16 protein-coding genes are annotated in these 14,803 nt (G+C 69.7%); 5 read left to right on the top strand and 11 right to left on the bottom strand.

What is annotated here, in order from left to right:
* The first annotated feature begins 120 nt into the window (after positions 1-120).
* A complete protein-coding gene (locus L1066_RS19790; RefSeq protein ID WP_235737907.1) occupies positions 121-402 on the top strand; it encodes a VldE C-terminal domain-containing protein in 282 nt (93 codons plus the stop codon).
* A 127-nt stretch (positions 403-529) separates the two neighbouring features.
* Here L1066_RS19790 and dapC read toward each other — a convergent pair whose 3' ends face one another.
* Entirely contained in the window at positions 530-1,636 is a 1,107-nt protein-coding gene (gene dapC, locus L1066_RS19785; protein ID WP_235737971.1) for a succinyldiaminopimelate transaminase, read from the bottom strand.
* Positions 1,633-1,959, bottom strand: a complete 327-nt coding sequence (gene fdxA / locus L1066_RS19780; protein WP_235737906.1) for a ferredoxin — start codon at positions 1,957-1,959, stop codon at positions 1,633-1,635. The genes dapC and fdxA overlap by 4 nt, the downstream gene beginning before the upstream one ends.
* Positions 1,960-2,020: 61 nt before the next feature.
* On the opposite strand from fdxA, the gene L1066_RS19775 reads away from it, so the two are divergent.
* On the top strand, positions 2,021-3,001 hold the full coding sequence (locus L1066_RS19775; RefSeq protein WP_235737905.1) for a GNAT family N-acetyltransferase: 981 nt from the start codon (positions 2,021-2,023) through the stop codon (positions 2,999-3,001).
* Positions 3,002-3,064: 63 nt separating this feature from the next.
* On the opposite strand, the gene L1066_RS19770 is transcribed toward L1066_RS19775, so the two are convergent.
* Genes L1066_RS19770 through L1066_RS19755 form a run of 4 tightly spaced genes read right to left on the bottom strand, consistent with a single transcriptional unit; the run spans position 3,065 to position 6,440 of the window.
* On the bottom strand, positions 3,065-4,840 hold the full coding sequence (locus tag L1066_RS19770; RefSeq protein WP_235737904.1) for a VanW family protein: 1,776 nt from the start codon (positions 4,838-4,840) through the stop codon (positions 3,065-3,067).
* Between the two features lie 10 nt (positions 4,841-4,850).
* The gene (locus tag L1066_RS19765) at positions 4,851-5,231 is read right to left on the bottom strand and encodes a hypothetical protein (RefSeq protein WP_235737903.1); all 381 of its coding nucleotides are present in this window, start codon (positions 5,229-5,231) and stop codon (positions 4,851-4,853) included.
* Complete coding sequence (mshB, locus tag L1066_RS19760) at positions 5,228-6,151, bottom strand: N-acetyl-1-D-myo-inositol-2-amino-2-deoxy-alpha-D-glucopyranoside deacetylase (protein WP_235737902.1); 924 nt, start codon at positions 6,149-6,151, stop codon at positions 5,228-5,230. The genes L1066_RS19765 and mshB overlap by 4 nt, the downstream gene beginning before the upstream one ends.
* A gap of 10 nt (positions 6,152-6,161) precedes the next feature.
* A complete protein-coding gene (locus L1066_RS19755; RefSeq protein WP_235737901.1) occupies positions 6,162-6,440 on the bottom strand; it encodes a hypothetical protein in 279 nt (92 codons plus the stop codon).
* A gap of 137 nt (positions 6,441-6,577) precedes the next feature.
* On the opposite strand from L1066_RS19755, the gene L1066_RS19750 reads away from it, so the two are divergent.
* On the top strand, positions 6,578-8,533 hold the full coding sequence (locus L1066_RS19750; protein ID WP_235737900.1) for an FHA domain-containing protein: 1,956 nt from the start codon (positions 6,578-6,580) through the stop codon (positions 8,531-8,533).
* Between the two features lie 2 nt (positions 8,534-8,535).
* Positions 8,536-9,612 carry a hypothetical protein gene (locus L1066_RS19745; protein WP_235737899.1) on the top strand — a complete coding sequence of 359 codons (1,077 nt, stop codon included), beginning with the start codon at positions 8,536-8,538 and terminating at the stop codon, positions 9,610-9,612.
* A gap of 15 nt (positions 9,613-9,627) precedes the next feature.
* Here L1066_RS19745 and L1066_RS19740 read toward each other — a convergent pair whose 3' ends face one another.
* The 3 genes from L1066_RS19740 to L1066_RS19730 all read right to left on the bottom strand — a co-directional run bounded on the left by L1066_RS19740 (position 9,628) and on the right by L1066_RS19730 (position 12,752).
* A complete protein-coding gene (locus L1066_RS19740; protein ID WP_235737898.1) occupies positions 9,628-10,449 on the bottom strand; it encodes a thioesterase family protein in 822 nt (273 codons plus the stop codon).
* Between the two features lie 33 nt (positions 10,450-10,482).
* Positions 10,483-11,565: an SGNH/GDSL hydrolase family protein gene (locus L1066_RS19735; protein WP_235737897.1), complete on the bottom strand. Its 1,083-nt coding sequence runs from the start codon at positions 11,563-11,565 to the stop codon at positions 10,483-10,485.
* A gap of 107 nt (positions 11,566-11,672) precedes the next feature.
* The gene (locus L1066_RS19730; RefSeq protein ID WP_235737896.1) at positions 11,673-12,752 is read right to left on the bottom strand and encodes a GNAT family N-acetyltransferase; all 1,080 of its coding nucleotides are present in this window, start codon (positions 12,750-12,752) and stop codon (positions 11,673-11,675) included.
* Positions 12,753-12,841: 89 nt separating this feature from the next.
* On the opposite strand from L1066_RS19730, the gene L1066_RS19725 reads away from it, so the two are divergent.
* A complete protein-coding gene (locus tag L1066_RS19725; protein WP_235737895.1) occupies positions 12,842-13,801 on the top strand; it encodes a DUF1707 SHOCT-like domain-containing protein in 960 nt (319 codons plus the stop codon).
* A 22-nt stretch (positions 13,802-13,823) separates the two neighbouring features.
* Here L1066_RS19725 and L1066_RS19720 read toward each other — a convergent pair whose 3' ends face one another.
* A complete protein-coding gene (locus L1066_RS19720) occupies positions 13,824-14,279 on the bottom strand; it encodes a hypothetical protein (RefSeq protein WP_235737894.1) in 456 nt (151 codons plus the stop codon).
* A gap of 57 nt (positions 14,280-14,336) precedes the next feature.
* Positions 14,337-14,792 carry a cytidine deaminase gene (locus tag L1066_RS19715; protein ID WP_235737893.1) on the bottom strand — a complete coding sequence of 152 codons (456 nt, stop codon included), beginning with the start codon at positions 14,790-14,792 and terminating at the stop codon, positions 14,337-14,339.
* Positions 14,793-14,803 lie beyond the last annotated feature (11 nt).

Here is a 14,803-nt window from a genome sequence, read left to right as displayed (position 1 = left end):
GGACGAGCTCGACGCCAGTGGGCTGACCGGGCGGGCCGCGACCGTGCGCGCCGACCTGCAGGCTGCCTTCGGCGAACTCTCACTCGGGGGTTCGCTCCCGGGGGTGTCAGCGACGGTCACATGGAGGGCTCGGCCCACTACGACGGCCGAGCCATCGACGTCTTCGTGCGGCCGATCAACAAGGCCAACAAGGCGAAGGGATGGGCCATGGCTTACTACCTCGTCGCCCAGGCAGATCGGCTCGACATCCAGACCGTCATCTTCGACGGTCGCATCTGGACCGCGGGCAAGCGTTCCGAGGACGGGTGGCGCGACTACTCCCCCAACACGTCAGGACGCACTGACGAGCAGATCGCCGTGCTGGAGCACCGCGACCACGTGCACGTCGACGTCGCCGACTGAACCTTCACTCAGAAGGCGCGAACCTTCACTCAGGCTCGTGGAAGATGCGGACCGGCGCCGCAGGGCACGCCGTACGCCGGCGCAACTGAAGGTTCGGTCCTTCTGAGTGAAGGTTCGCGGCTTCGGGTCAGGTGAGGCGGGCGACGGCGGCGTCCACGCGCTCGTCAGTGGCGGTGAAGGCGATCCTCACGTGGCGCTGACCCGCGGGACCATAGAACGAGCCCGGCGCAACGAGGATGCCGCGGTCGGCGAACCAGGACACGAGGTCCCAGCAGTCACCGTCGGCGTCGTCACGAGTGGTCCACAGGTAGAGCGATGCCTCGGAGTCGTCGACCCGGAAGCCCGCGGAGAGGAGGGCCTCCTTGAGCTTGGCGCGCCGCGCGGCGTAGCGAGCATGCTGCTCCAGCACGTGGGCGTCGTCGTCCAGGGCCGCGATCATCGCGAGCTGCTGGGGCCCGGGCATCTGCAGGCCGAGGTTCTTGCGCACGGCCAGCAGCTCCGCGACCACCTTCGGGTCACCGGCGACGAACGCACACCGGTAGCCGGCCAAGTTGGAGCGCTTCGACAGCGAGTGGACGGTGAGGATGCCCTCGTGCGAGCCACCGCAGACGTCAGGGTGCAGCAACGAGACCGGGCGGGGCTCCTCCCAGGAGCACTCCAGATAGCACTCGTCGGAGATCAGCAGCGTGCCTCGCTCACGACACCACTCCACGACCTTGCGCAGGTGGTCGATCGGGAGCACCTTGCCGGTGGGGTTGGACGGCGAGTTGATCCACATCAACGCCGGCGTCTCGGGCCCGATCGCGGTGAGCGAGTCCGTCGCCAGCCCGCGTGCGCCAGCGAGCGCCGTACCCACCTCGTAGGTGGGGTAGGCGAGACGCGGCCAGACGACGAGGTCACCCGCGCCGATCCCCAGGTGCACGGCCGCGCTGGCGATGAACTCCTTGGAACCGATCAGCGGCAGCACACCGTCGATGCCGAGCCCGGTGACACCATGACGGCGCCCGAGCCAGTCGACCACGGCCTGCCGCGACTCGGGCAGGCCGAGGGTCGTCGGATAACCCGGGTTGTCAGCAGCGGCTGCCAGCGCCTTCTGCGCCACCTGCGGCGTCGAGTCGACCGGCGTGCCGACCGAGAGGTCGACGATCCCGTCCGGGTGCGAACGGGCCCGGTCGGCGTACGCCGTCAGGTGGTCCCAGGGGAAGTCCGGGAGCCGCGAGGAGACGGAGATCAGTGGTCCTGGTTCTGCGGCGGCAGGGCGGCCACGAACGCGGCATCCTGGTCGATCTCGCCCATCTTGGCGGCACCGCCGGGAGAACCGAGGTCGTCGAAGAACTTCACGTTGGCGTCGTAGTAGTCCTTCCACTCCTCCGGGGTGTCGTCCTCGTAGAAGATCGCTTCCACAGGGCAGACCGGCTCACACGCACCGCAGTCGACGCACTCGTCGGGGTGGATGTAGAGCATGCGCTTGCCCTCGTAGATGCAGTCGACCGGACACTCGTCGACACAAGCCCGGTCCTTGACGTCGACACACGGCTGGGCGATGACGTAGGTCACCAGTTCCTCCTGAGGGGCAATACGAATCACTGCTTGTTTGGAGCCAGCCTAGTATCCCGTCATGGAATCTATGGAGGGACTCCACGAAGTGGGCAGGCATCTGCTCGGACCTCACGTCGTCGGACAGCGTGTGGTGGTCCGTCGGATCCTCCGCGGGCAGACCGGTCCGACCGGTGGTCCGGCCTTCACCGACACCCTCGGCGTGTGTACGTCGTGGGGCGAGGGCCGCTGTCTGGTCCAGCCCGAACGGGGCCCGGAGGTGGCGATCGCCATCGCCGACATCGTCTCCGGCAAGCCCGTCCCTCCCCGCCCGTCGATCAGGCACCGGGTGTCCGACCGCGAGGCGGAGGGACATTCGCTGCTGCTGTGGCCGGACGTGGTGCGCGAAGACCTCGGCGAGTGGGTGCTGCGCAGCGATCCGGCTCCGGTGGGTCGACTGCTGAAGCGGGCGAACTCGGCGCTGGCGGTCGGGGATCCGGGCATGGCGATGAGCGAGGCGACGGCCGCAGTCATCGAGTTCTACCGCTCCCGCGGCAGGGAGCCGATGGTGCAGGTGCTCGCCGACTCGACCGAGGAGACGCACTTCGCCCGGTTGGGTTGGGAGCAGCTGCCCGGCGGCGACGCCCTCTTCATGATCGGCTCCGTCGCGCGCGCCTCCCGAGGGCTGCGCCCGGTCGCCGGCTTCGACCTCGAGAAGATGCTGGCCGGCGACCAGCCGGTGACCACGAAGGTCGGCATCGCCAGTGACGGCCCGCGACTCAACGTGGAGCTGCGCCGTGACGGCCGGCTGGTCGGCGGTGGCCGGGCCGCGCTCTCCTCCGACTGGCTCGGCCTGCACGCCCTGTCCGTCGAACCGGAGCTACGTCGCCGCGGCCTCGGCCGTCGGGTGATGGTCGAGCTCGTGGAGTGGGGCGCCGAGCGGGGCGCCACCACGTTGTGGCTGCATGTCGAGACGGACAACCACGCCGCCATCGCGCTCTATCAGTCGCTCGGGATGACCGAGCACCACGCGCTGCGCTACCTGGTGCCACCGGTGCACTGACCTGGTGCTGCGCAACCTCGCGCCCCAACTGCAGGTTCGCGAGATCCAACTGCAGGTTCGCGGTCAGTCGTCGTCGTTCTTGTTGTTCTTGTTCTTGTTGTCGTTCTGACCCGGGGGCGGACCGCAGACGACCCGGTCGACGGCGATGTAGGCCGTGTGGAACTTCTCGGTCTTCTCGACCTGCTTCTTCCCCGGCTTGTGGAAGTAGCGGAAGACGTCGACGTCGAAGCCGCTGCTCGGCGCAGCATTGGCCACGCAGCCGGGCGTGGTGACGTAACGGGTGGTGGCGCCGCGATAGTTGTAGCGGTCACTCGTCTTGGTCGTGATGTCCCAGATCTTGGTGGAGTACATCTTCACCGTGACCACCCCGTTGGAGGAGTAGCCCGGGGTCACCTTCGCGGAGATCAACACGCCGTAGTCGGTGTTGTTGCGGAAGCGCAGGTCGACCGATCCCCACGCGACGGTCGCCTCGCGCCCGACCGGATAGCGGTCGATGTAGAACGAGTGCGGCTTGTGCTCGACGTCTTCCAGGCCGGCGAAGAACATCGCGTTGAAGGTCGTGGTCGCCATCTGCGAGACACCACCGCCGAGGTCCTCCTTGAAGACGCCGTTGCTGATGATCGTGCCGGTGGTGAACCCGTTCTCCACCGTCCGCTCACCGACGATGTCGTTCATCGAGAAGACCTCACCGGGCTTGAGCACGGTGCCGTCGATCTTCTCGGCGGCGCGACCGATGTTGACGTTGCGGTAGTTGGCCGGCGGGTAGTAGGTGGTGAAGGAGGAGATCTCCTCCTTGATGCCCAGTGCCTCGGCGTCCTCCGTGGTGAAGTCGGGCTGGCTGACCTGGGCCTCGACCTCTGCCTGGCGCTCGCCGGCTGGCTTCACGACCAGGTCGAGGAAGGTCGAGGTGATGTCTTCGGTGGCGAAGTCGACGCCGGGCTTGGCCGGCACCACCTTCGGCTTGCCCTTGACCAGCTTCACCGTCGCGTCGACCGGGGCGTCGTCGCGACCCACCATCTTGTTGCGCACGAGCTTGTCGAGGCGCTCCTCGTCGAGGACCGGCTCGAGCGAACCGTCGCGCGGCTCCAACGACAGCGCCTTGGTGTAGGCCTTGGGCGCCAACTGGACCTTGGTGCCTTCGAAGTTCAAGGTGACCGCTGCGGAGACCGCCGGGTTGGCGAACTCGTCGAGCGCCTCCTGCACGTCGGCCTCATCGATCTCCGGGGCCACGTCTGTCAGTGCGAGTTCGGCGGTACCGCCGTGGAGCACCGCGTCGACGAGGGCGTCCTCGGCTCGGTCACGGTCGATGCCGCGCCCGTCTGCCGGGGCGGACGTACGGACGTCGCCCTTGCGGAAGCTGACCTTGCCGTCGACCGGCACCTTCCCGAACTGCTCGTCGAGACCGGTCAGCACCCTCTCGAGCGCCCCCGCGTCGACGCTGGTCACGGGTTCGACGTCCTTGCCGCCCGTGTAGTAGTCCCACAAGCGCCCGGGCGACCAGCTGCGGCCGCCACCGGCCTCAGCGACCGTGGCGTCGGCGTCGAAGGTGATGCCGAGCTCGGAGACGGGGACGCTGGTCTGCTGCCCGTCGACGGTGACCTTGACCTGCTTGCGGCCACCGATCGCCTCGTCGAGCTTGGCGACGGCGGCGGCCTCCTCGAGGCCACCGATCTTGATGCCGGCCACCTCGGCACCGCGTGGCACCTTGGCACCCGCACCTGCATAGGCACCCGCGTAGCCGGCTGCAGCCAACGCCAGGACACCGACCACGGTGAACGCGACGACGCGTCCTCCCTTGGACTCCTTGGTCTCCCCCGACCCGGTGTTGTGCTCATTCACGCAGGCCAGCCTAAGTGGTGAGGGGTTGCGTCTCCGATTCGGCGCCACGTCGCGCGCGGGAGGCAGGTGAGGGCAGCGTCACGATGGCGGCCATCATCAGCAGCAGTGCGCAGCCGAGGAACAGGTAGCCGCGGAGGTCGGCTGAGATGGCGTAGGAGCCAGCGCGGGTGCCCTGGATGGCAACCAGCACCAACATGATCCAGCCGGTGCAGAAGCCCACTCGCAGCCAACCCGGAGTCCACGCAGCCGCTGCGGCCGCCGGCGCTGCGACGGCGAGCAGGAACCACAGCCAGTTCTTGTCGTGCACGGCCGTGGACGCCAACCCGGTGACGAGCCCGACGGCCAGGGCGAGCAGCGTGAGCCCCACCTTCGCCCAGGCCCGAGCACTCATGACAGGCCGGCGAAGAGGTCGGTCTCCAGCCCGTCGGGACCGACGGGGCCCGGAGTGCCCTTCGCGATCCGGTAGAACTCGACCCCCATCGCCTCGGCCCCGACATTGTTGGAGAGCGCGAAGAACGGCCCGTCGGTCGTGATCTGGGTGCGATGTGCTGCCAGGGCCGCCATCTTGGCCGCGATGTGGGCCGTGCCGTCGACTGCACAGGACAACGCCTCGTCCTCGGCGACGAAGTGCGGCAGCGGGCCGTCGGGGTCCATGCCCTCGAAGGTGGTCAGGTCACCTGCCTCGCGCAGGCTGCGCAGGCCGGCACGCATCCGGCTCGCCGACATGGCACCCCAGTAGACCTTCGCGACGTCCCATGCCTCACCCAGGTCGGGCCGGTGCGAGGGCACCGCCGCCAGGGCGACGGCATAGGTCGCGACCCGATGGGCCTGGACGTGGTCGGGGTGGCCGTAGCCGCCGAACTCGTCGTAGGTGACCAGCACCTGCGGCCGGACCTCCCGGATCACCGAGACGAGGTGGTTGGCTGCCTCCAGCAGGTCGGCGTACCAGAAGGCGTTGTCGTGGATCGTGTCGGCGGCAATCGCGTGACCGTCCGCGTGCCACTGCATGCCGGAGTCCCGATAGGTGCCGAAGCCCCCGAGGAACCGGTGGTCGGTGACGCCGAGCGCGCTCATCGCGTCCGCGAGCTCGGTACGCCGGTGCTCACCGAGCGTGTCGTCCTTGTCGGCCGCGAGGTGCTCGAGCTCGGGCACCAGGATCTCGCCCATCTCACCGGCGGTGCAGGTGACGAGCGTGACGCCCCGCCCCTCCGCGACGTACTTCGCCATGGTTGCGCCCTGACCGATCGACTCGTCGTCGGGATGGGCGTGGACCAGGAGCAGGCGCTGGTCGGGGATCTGGCCGTCAGTCATGGCGCCCAGCCTACGGATCGAGCCTCTTGATCCTCTTGGGTGCGTCCGGGAGTTGGAGCGGGGCCACCTCCGCAGGGGCGACGAGGTCCTCCTCGAGCCAGCCCTCGTGGGCGTCGACCAACAACTCGAACTGCACCGGCGGGGCGTCGGTGACCACCGCCCACTGATGGTCCTCGTCGTCGTCCTCTCCGGCCAGCCGTTCGGGCTCGACGCGTGCCGCCCACCCGGCTCGGCGGAGCTCGAGCTCCACGATGCGCGCGGTGTCCTCGTCGAAGAAGATGCCTCTCACAAGGGAACATCCTCCCTGTCGCCCCGGTGCGATCGCAACGCGCGGCACGCTGAGGCCTCCCGCGAACCTGCGGACCTCGGTAGCATCCTCAAGCCGGGCAGGCGCCCGCGGTCGACGAAGTCTCAGGGAGCGCAGAGATGAGCAACATCCGGATCCAGGCCGGTGGCCAGAGCTACACCTTCCCTGCCACCCAGCCGGTCCGCATGGGCCGCTCACCCGAGGCCGATGTGGTGCTCGAGGGAGGCAGTGTCTCGCGACAGCACGCCTCTCTCGTGCCGGGCCCGCAGGGCTGGCAGGTGGTCGATGCGGGCTCGACCCACGGCACCTGGGTCAACGGTCAGCGCGTGCAGCAGCTGCCCCTGACGGGCCAGACCACGGTGGTGCTGGGCCAGGGTGCCGACGCCGCGACCCTGTTGATCGTCGTGGAGGGCGCTGCCGCCGACCGTCCGGTGCCCGGAGCACCGACGATCAACCCCGCGGCGTTGCCGGCGACGATGGTGCCCAGCGGTCAGGGCGCGCCCGGGGCGCAGGCTCCAGGCCTCCTGGTGCGCACCCGCAGCGGCGACAAGCGCTTCGGTTTGATGGCTCCGGTGCGCATCGGCCGTGAGCCCGGCCTGGAGATCACCGCGGACGACCCCTCGGTCTCGCGACAGCACGCACTCATCGAGCCCCGCCCCGACGGCTGGTGGCTCTCCGACCGCTCCACCAGCGGGACGTACGTCGACGGCGAGCGGATCAGCCAGCACAAGGTCGACGAGCCCACCACCGTGATGCTCGGGCATCCGACCGCGGGCTATGAGCTCGAGCTGGTGCCGGTGATCGCCGCGGACAAGGCAGCCAGGGCCATCCAGGGCGCGAAGCGACGCAAGACCTTCGGCCGGGTCGGTCTCATGGCTGCGGTGCTGGTGCTGATCCTCGGCGGCGTGATCACGGCCGTCGCGCTCTCTGGCGGCGACGACAAGGAACCCAGCAACTCAGGCCTCACCGAGGCCGAGCTCGACCGCGCCAAGGCAGCCAGCGTCTTCCTGATCGCGGTGGGTGCCAACGACCAGCCCACCCACACCGGTTCCGGCAGCATCATCAGTGAGGACGGGCTGATCCTCACCAACGCCCACGTCGGCAAGCCGTCGAGCCCGGGCCAGGGTGCGAGCGAGTTCGCCGATCCCGAGTACCTGCTCGTCGCGCTCACCCAAGCCTCCGACGACAAGCCGGCCGAGCCCGCCTTCCGCGCGGTACCGATCGTGAGCGACGGCTACCTCGACCTGGCCGTCCTGCAGATCGTCGCCGACGCCGACGGCAAGGAGCTCGACAAGGACTCCCTCGAGCTGCCCGCACCGATGCCGCTGGGTGACAGCGACGACGTACGCACCGGCGACTCCATCACCGCGCTCGGCTATCCCGGCATCGGCAATCCGGGCGCGGGCATCAACCGACCGTTGACCATCACCCGTGGCGTCGTGTCGACCTTCCAGCGCGACGAGGTCGCCGACACCGAGCGGGGCTTCATCGATTCCGACGTGCGCCTCGGCTCCGGCAACTCCGGCGGCGCCTCCATCAACGACGACGGCGAGTTGATCGGCATCAACACCGCCGTCATCACCGCTGTCTCGGAGGCCGCGGGCGCCATCACCCAGGGATCGGCGCTGCTGCGTCCTCTGGCGCTGGCGGACGAGGTGCTCGAGATCGCTCGCCAAGGTGGCGACCCCGACTACGTGTCGCCGTACGCCGAGGACCTGCCGGACCCGGGCGAAGTGCCGGAGAGCGCCTCCGCCGAGGCCAGGGGCTGGACCTTCGACGGCCAGGGCGGCTGCACCGGCACCAGTCCGCAGACGCTCTCGGTGGGAGCGGAGCAGACGATCTTTGCCGAGTTCACGGTGAGCGGTCTCGAGGAGGGCACTCCGATCGGCATCGGCTTCGTCGCCCCCGACGGACAGACCCAGCTGGGCAGCGCGCAGGACACTTGGAGCTTCGGCACCGAGTCGAAGTGCGTGACGGTGCAGTTCACCGTGCCGGCCGGGGTCGACGGCGTGACAGCTGCCTTCTTCGTCGGGCAGGGAGAGGTCCTCGCGGAGAACCGGCTCACCTTCCAGTGACCGTGCACCTGCGCCGATCCCGACCGCTGCAGGCCGAGTCCGATGCGCTGGCTGCGGCGGCGGGCGGGCGACTCGGGCTGCACGGGCTGGTCGATGCACTGGTGGCGAATGCGGATCCGAGGACTCGACAGGGGCGCGGTGCGTTGGCACCGCGGCTGCTGGGGCGTGCCGTCGACTGGGCCTTCACCTGGGACCGGGCCGACCGGCGTGACCGGCGGTGGTGGCCCCAGGGCATCACCTCGTCGTCCGACGGCGCCGACCCGGAGCGAAGTCGCGGCCGCGACCTGGTCGTCACGTCCTGGTACTCCAAGAAGCCCGACGGGGTGACCCACGGCGCCCGGGTCACGGTCGTCGACCTGGCCACCTTGCGCTACCAGCACGTGCTCCTCGTCGTGCCGACGGTGGTCGACGGCGCCCTGACCCTGGAACCGCTGCGCGTGCATGCCGGCGGCCTGGTCTGGCACGGCCCGTGGCTGCACGTCGCCGCGACCGGCCGCGGCTTCATGACGTGCCACTGGGACGATCTCGTGCGGGTCACCACCGGCCAGGAGGGGCTCTCCGTCGGCCCGGGCGGGATCTCCGCCTGGGGACACACCCACCTGCTCCCGGTGCGCTTCACCCACCAGGGTCTGGGCACCGACCAGGCGCCCAAGCTCCGCTTCTCCTTCGTCTCCCTCGACCGCAGTGAGCCCCAGCCGCACCTCCTGGCCGGTGAGTACGGCCGCGCTCGAGGGCAGACCCGCCGGGTGGCCCGCTTCCCAATCGATGCGGAGAGCGGGTTGCTGGTCGAGGACGACGACGGCAGCACCGTCGCCCTGCACCTGGACGAGTCCGGGGTGACCCGGATGCAGGGCGCCGTGGTCGCCCGCGGCCGCTGGTATGCCACCGCGTCGGTCGGTGCGGTCCTCCCGGGATCGGTGCATGCCGGTACCCCGGGACGGTTGCGACCCCACCACCTCGCCACCCCGATCGGCCCGGAGGACCTCAGCTACTGGCCGGAGCAGGACCGGCTCTGGACCGTCACCGAGCATCCGTGGCGCAGATGGGTCTGCGCGATGCGACGCAGCTGGTTCGACTGAGGGGCCTGCCCGTGTTCAGGCCTTGGCCTCCAGCGGGAACCTCGCGAGCTGACGCGACTGGGCGACCAGGCGGTCACTGGAGTCCCAGACCTCACAGTCCTCCTCGAACATCCCGCCCGCAACGTTGCGGGTGGCATGCCGCACCCGCAGCCAGCCGGGTGCGGGCACGGCCCGGACGTGCGCGGTCAGCTCGACCGTCGGCGCCCACCCCATGACTCCCAGGTCGAAGGTGACCGGCGGCAGGACATCGACGGCGAGCAGCAGCGAGATCACGTCCGGCTCGCGGTCGGGGAGCCGGAACCATGCCTGGATGACTCCGTCGCCGCTCGGTGCGCCCACCGCCCAGCCGGCGGTGGCGGGATCGATGCGGAGGTCGACGCGCTCCATCAGCGGCGCCACTCGGCGCATCTCCTCCGGCGCGTCGCTGGAGGCGAAGCACTGCTCGATCGGCGCGATCGCGGGCGGCTGCGCTGTGGTCCTCACCGGCCCCGAGAGGCGAGCGTGGTCGCCGTACGTCGCCAGTGCGGTGATCTTGGCGGTGCCGGCCTGCTCGAGCTCGGCCGCGAGGGTGGCGGTGCCGCCCTTGCGCACCACACGGGTCGTGATGGTGGCGTCCCCACCGACGCCGGGACCGACGTAGTAGGCACTCACCGAGAAGGGGTGAGGGTGGTGGGGCACGGTCTGTTGGAGGGCACGCCCGATGTTGGCCAGCAGGTAGCCACCGTTGAGTCCGCCGCCCACGGACCAACCCGCATCGAGATCGGCCGAGAAGACGGCACCACCGTCGTCGTGGGACGTCGCGGTCACGGCGGTGTGGCGATCGAAGTCGGAGAGCATGCGCCGAAGCCTACGAGGCGCCCTCCCTCGTGCTCACCGGCCCTTCTTCACCTGGGCAAGCACCGCACGGAACTGCGCTCGTGCGCCAGCTGCGTTGGGGTGGGCCGGCACCACGATGCCGATGTCGTTGAAGGTCACACCGAGCGCTTCGGCATAGCGCTTGTTCGGCGCCGCGCACACGTCATGGCCGACGGTCGGGGCGAAGGTGTCGGCGACCTCGGTGCCCGTCCTGCGCGCGGCCCGGTCGAGCATCGTGTTGAGGTGGAGGAACGACTGGTGCAGGTAGCCCATGTCGGGGTCGGTGATCGGCACCAGGGGCCAACATCCCTTGGCCGGCACCGCATTGAGGTAGTTGACCAGCAGGATCCGGGCGTGCGGGGAGCGCTTCCTGACCTCCTTGATCGCCTTCACGACCTTGGGCAGCGAGGCGTCTATCGCCACCTTGAGCGTGTCGGTGCCGCCCTGGGTGAAGAAGGCCTTGCAGCCCCCGAGCGGCAGCTTCTGCCCCAGCAAGGGCACCGGCAGGTCGGGCAGGGTCGGCAGCGCCTCGATGCCTGGCACGTTGAAGGGAAGCACCGAGAGGCAGTCGAACGCAGCAGCAGCGATGCCGGCGTCGTTGCCCCCGATCCCCATCGTGACGAGGTCCGTCCGTGCGGTCAGCCGGTCGAACTGCGGCGGATTCGTGCCGCCCAGCGGCAGCTTCTGTGGAGCACTGAAGTGCACGGTCGTGGCCGAGCCGCAGGTGGCGTCGGCGAAACGTTCGACCTTCAACTCCTGCGCCAGCAACTTCGGGTAGTTCACCGGCGACTGGAAGCAGTCGAGCGGCGCATGGGTGGCATCGGGCAGGCCGTTGGCGTCGATGAACATCGTGTCAGCCGACCACGAGTCACCCAGCGCGACGTACTCGCGGATCGGCCGCGGCGCGACGCCCTTCTTCCCGTGGCCGCCCGGCTTCAGGCTGGCGCCGGTCTTCTTGGCTGCGATCTCGACAGGCGTCTGGGCTACAGGGGGCGCCGCTCCCGCACTCGACGACGGCGATGCCGGCGTGGTCAGCACCGTGCCGACGACGGCCAGGGTCGCGGTCAGGGCCAGTCCGGCCAGTCGGGTTGCGTGCATCGTCTGCTCCCTGGGTCACTGGGGTGGACCCTTCCGGGCCGCCTTCAGTGGGACCAACGACCCAGATGTGGCAGAGGTCACGCACGCCCTCAGTCGGCCGTCGACGATCAGTAGCCGGTGACCCCGTCCACGCGCTCGCGCAGGAGGTCGGCATGGCCCAGGTGCCGCGCGTACTCCTCGATCATGTGGAGGTAGACCCAACGCAGGTTGACCTGCCGTCCGTGCCTGACTCCGGGGAGCGGGGCATCGAGGTCGGTGACAGCCGCCGCGAACTCGCGGGAACGCACGAGCTCGCGCTGATAGCGCGCCAGGTCGTCCCAGACCGTGCCGGGGTCGACGGGATCGAAGTCACCACTCGGCCCGGTCTCCCTGTGGTGGAGGGGCTCGGCCAGCCCGGCGACCGTGTTGGCGAACCAGGCCTGCTCGACCGTGGTCAGGTGCCTGACCAGCACGGCCAGGCTGAGGTTCGACGGCTCCACGGCCGCCCGGCACAGCTGATCTGCCGCGAGTCCGGCGATCTTCCGCGGCAGGGTCTGGCGGTAGAGCTCCAGCCAACCCTCCAACGCCTCCCGATCCGGCGCCAGCGCCCCCGGGGAGGCACGCCGCCCCTCGGGCTGCGGGGCCCGTGTCGGGTCGGTACGGCGTGCCCGCCAGTCATCGGCAAGGAGGGCGAAGACCCAGTTGTCGGTCCACTCCCCCTTGCTCCACCAGCTGCTGCGATGGGCACCCTCGAGGGTCATTCCCAGCCGCCGGGCCAGCTTGGCGGAAGCGGTGTTGCGTGGATCCATCTGGGCCACTGCTCGATGCCAGCCGGCGTCGAAGGCGTGCTCCATGGCGGCGGCGACCGCCTCGGTGGCGTAGCCCCGGCCACCGACCTCGGGGTGGAAGACCCAGCCCAGCTCCCCCTGCCGCGCCTCGGCATCAGTGGGCCACACCGCGATGTCCCCGATCACCCGGCCATCGAGTTCCACCGCCAGCGCGAGCACGTCGTCGGGTCCGCCGAGTCCGGTGCTGCGCAGCCGCTTCACGACCTGCTGCTCGGCGTACTCCCGGGTCCACGGCTCCACGAGGAGGTAGCGCGCCACCTCCGGGATGCGTTGATAGTCGAGCAGCGCGTCGATGTCATCGGGGCGGAAGGTGCGCAGCAGCAGCCGCTCGGTCCGGATCGGAGCGGTCAACGGGGCCATGGGGAACGACCCTAACGAAGGCGCCGGTAATCTGCGTGCAGCAAGGATCCGCGACCGCGCGGGTCCCGGAACGGGCTGGGGAGGGTCGGATGGCGTTGCGTGCCCGCGACCAGGACCGCAACCAGGTCGTCGAGACCCTCCAGCAGGCGTTCGTCGACGGACAGATCGACGCGGATGAGCTCTCCCGCCGGAGCTCGAAGGCACTCGCAGCCGTGCACATGGTCGAGCTCGAGAGGCTGATCGGCGACCTGCAGGGAGCGACCGCGTTGGCCCCGGACCTGCAGGGAGTCGGCCGCGCCGGGGACGTGCTGTCCGCACCGGCACCGAAGCCTCCCATCAAGACCCTGTTGGCGGTGACCGCCGTCGCCTCGTTGCTGGCCGCGCTCGTCGGAATCCCGTTCGTGCTGGCCGACCGCGACGACCACGACGTGTCGGCCGCCGCCCCTGCTCAGGAGCTCGACGCGGAGGAGCAGCGGGAGCAGGAAGGACTCGAGCACGCAGCCACGATGGCGATCACGTGGAGCGAGGTGCGCGACGAGGTGAGCGGCCGCGCCTACCCGGACGGCGCCTACTGGCCGATCAAGGAGCTGGGCCCCTTCCGGGTGGATGCAGCGACGCTCACGACGGTCTTCGAGGAGTGGGAGAAGGCCTTCCGGGCACCCTACGTGCACAGTCTCCGGATCAACCCCGGCTACCTCCGCTTCGAGCGCCCGCTCGGGCGCACCCGGCCGCGGGTCGAGGACTGGGAGTTCACGAAGGGGAAGGAGGGGCTTCGCCTGGCCGACGAGGCAGACGACGCCGGTCGCGACCTGGATCTCATCGACCTGCACGACTTCGACGTGGAGGCGTTCGTGGCGAACATCGAGCGAGGGGTCGAGGGCCTCAACGTCGAGGACGGATCGTTGAGCTGGGCAGACGTCCTCGTCGACTCCTCCGCGGGGGTGCCGGTGGTGCAGATCTGGATCACCAACTCCTACGACGAGACCGGCTGGATGACCACCACCCTCGACGGTCGGATCGTCTCGGAGAGTCCGTTCACCCCGTCCTGAGCCCCAGCCGGGACCGGGTGCCTCACTCGTCGCGCAGGTGGTTGATCGCAAACCACTGGTCATGCGCGCCCGGCGCCAGCATCAGTGGCAGGTCGACGGCCTCCCCGTCCTTGAGAGTGAGTCGCACGTAGCGGTAGGCGCGCCAGCCCGGCGTGTTCTCGACGGACGTCTCGGCGATCTCCGCCCACGCCACGCTGCGGTCGTCGAGGTGGATGCCCGCGCTGTCGACGACGACGGAGCCGGCTGGCAGCAGCTGCCGCACGCCGAACACCAATCCGATGACCAGCACCGGCGAGAAGACGATGAGCCCGATGTAGCCGGGGCGCGGTTCGTTGCTGAGCGCGAGGTCGATGAAGAGCGCCGCGAAGCCGGCGACGAAGACGATCGCCACCACACCGACCTTCCACGAACGGCGCAGTTCGAACCGGCCGTGGGCGCGATAGCGCTGGACCAGTTCCTGTGCGAGCGGGGTCAGCATGTCGGGGCGGAGGTGGCGGTCATGATGAGCCCAACCCTACGAGGACGGTCGGCGCCGTCAGTCGGCCCACTGCGGCACTTCGTCGGCGAAGACCTTCACCCAGTAGTGGGGCAGCGCCTCACCCAGCGTGATCCAGCGGACCTCGGTCGGGTCCTGCGGCGCGGGGACGGCGACCCGCACGTCGGGGCCGTGGCCCGCGAGCCGCTCGCGGCACACCCCGCAGGGGCTGAGCACCAGGAACGATCCGTCGGTCGCCCGATGCAGGCACACCGACGCGACGATCGGCTGGTCGAGCCGGTACGCCGCGCAGTAGGGCTCGATCTCGTGGCACACCGTCGTGCTCGGGTTGAGGAACTCCGGGCTGGTTCCGGTCAGGATCCTGCCGTCGGCCAACAGCACCGCCGCGGCACCGCTCTCGCCACCTTCGGGGAAGCGTGCATCGATCAGGTCGCGACAGGCCGCCACCGTCGCCGCGAGTCCATCGACGTCCGGCTGCGCCCCACCTCGTGTCATCGTGTCAGCCT

The organism is Nocardioides alcanivorans (assembly GCF_021555175.1).
Classification (GTDB): domain Bacteria; phylum Actinomycetota; class Actinomycetes; order Propionibacteriales; family Nocardioidaceae; genus Nocardioides; species Nocardioides alcanivorans.
Note: the sequence above shows the minus strand (reverse complement) of the source record. Positions and strands in the feature narration are given on the sequence as shown.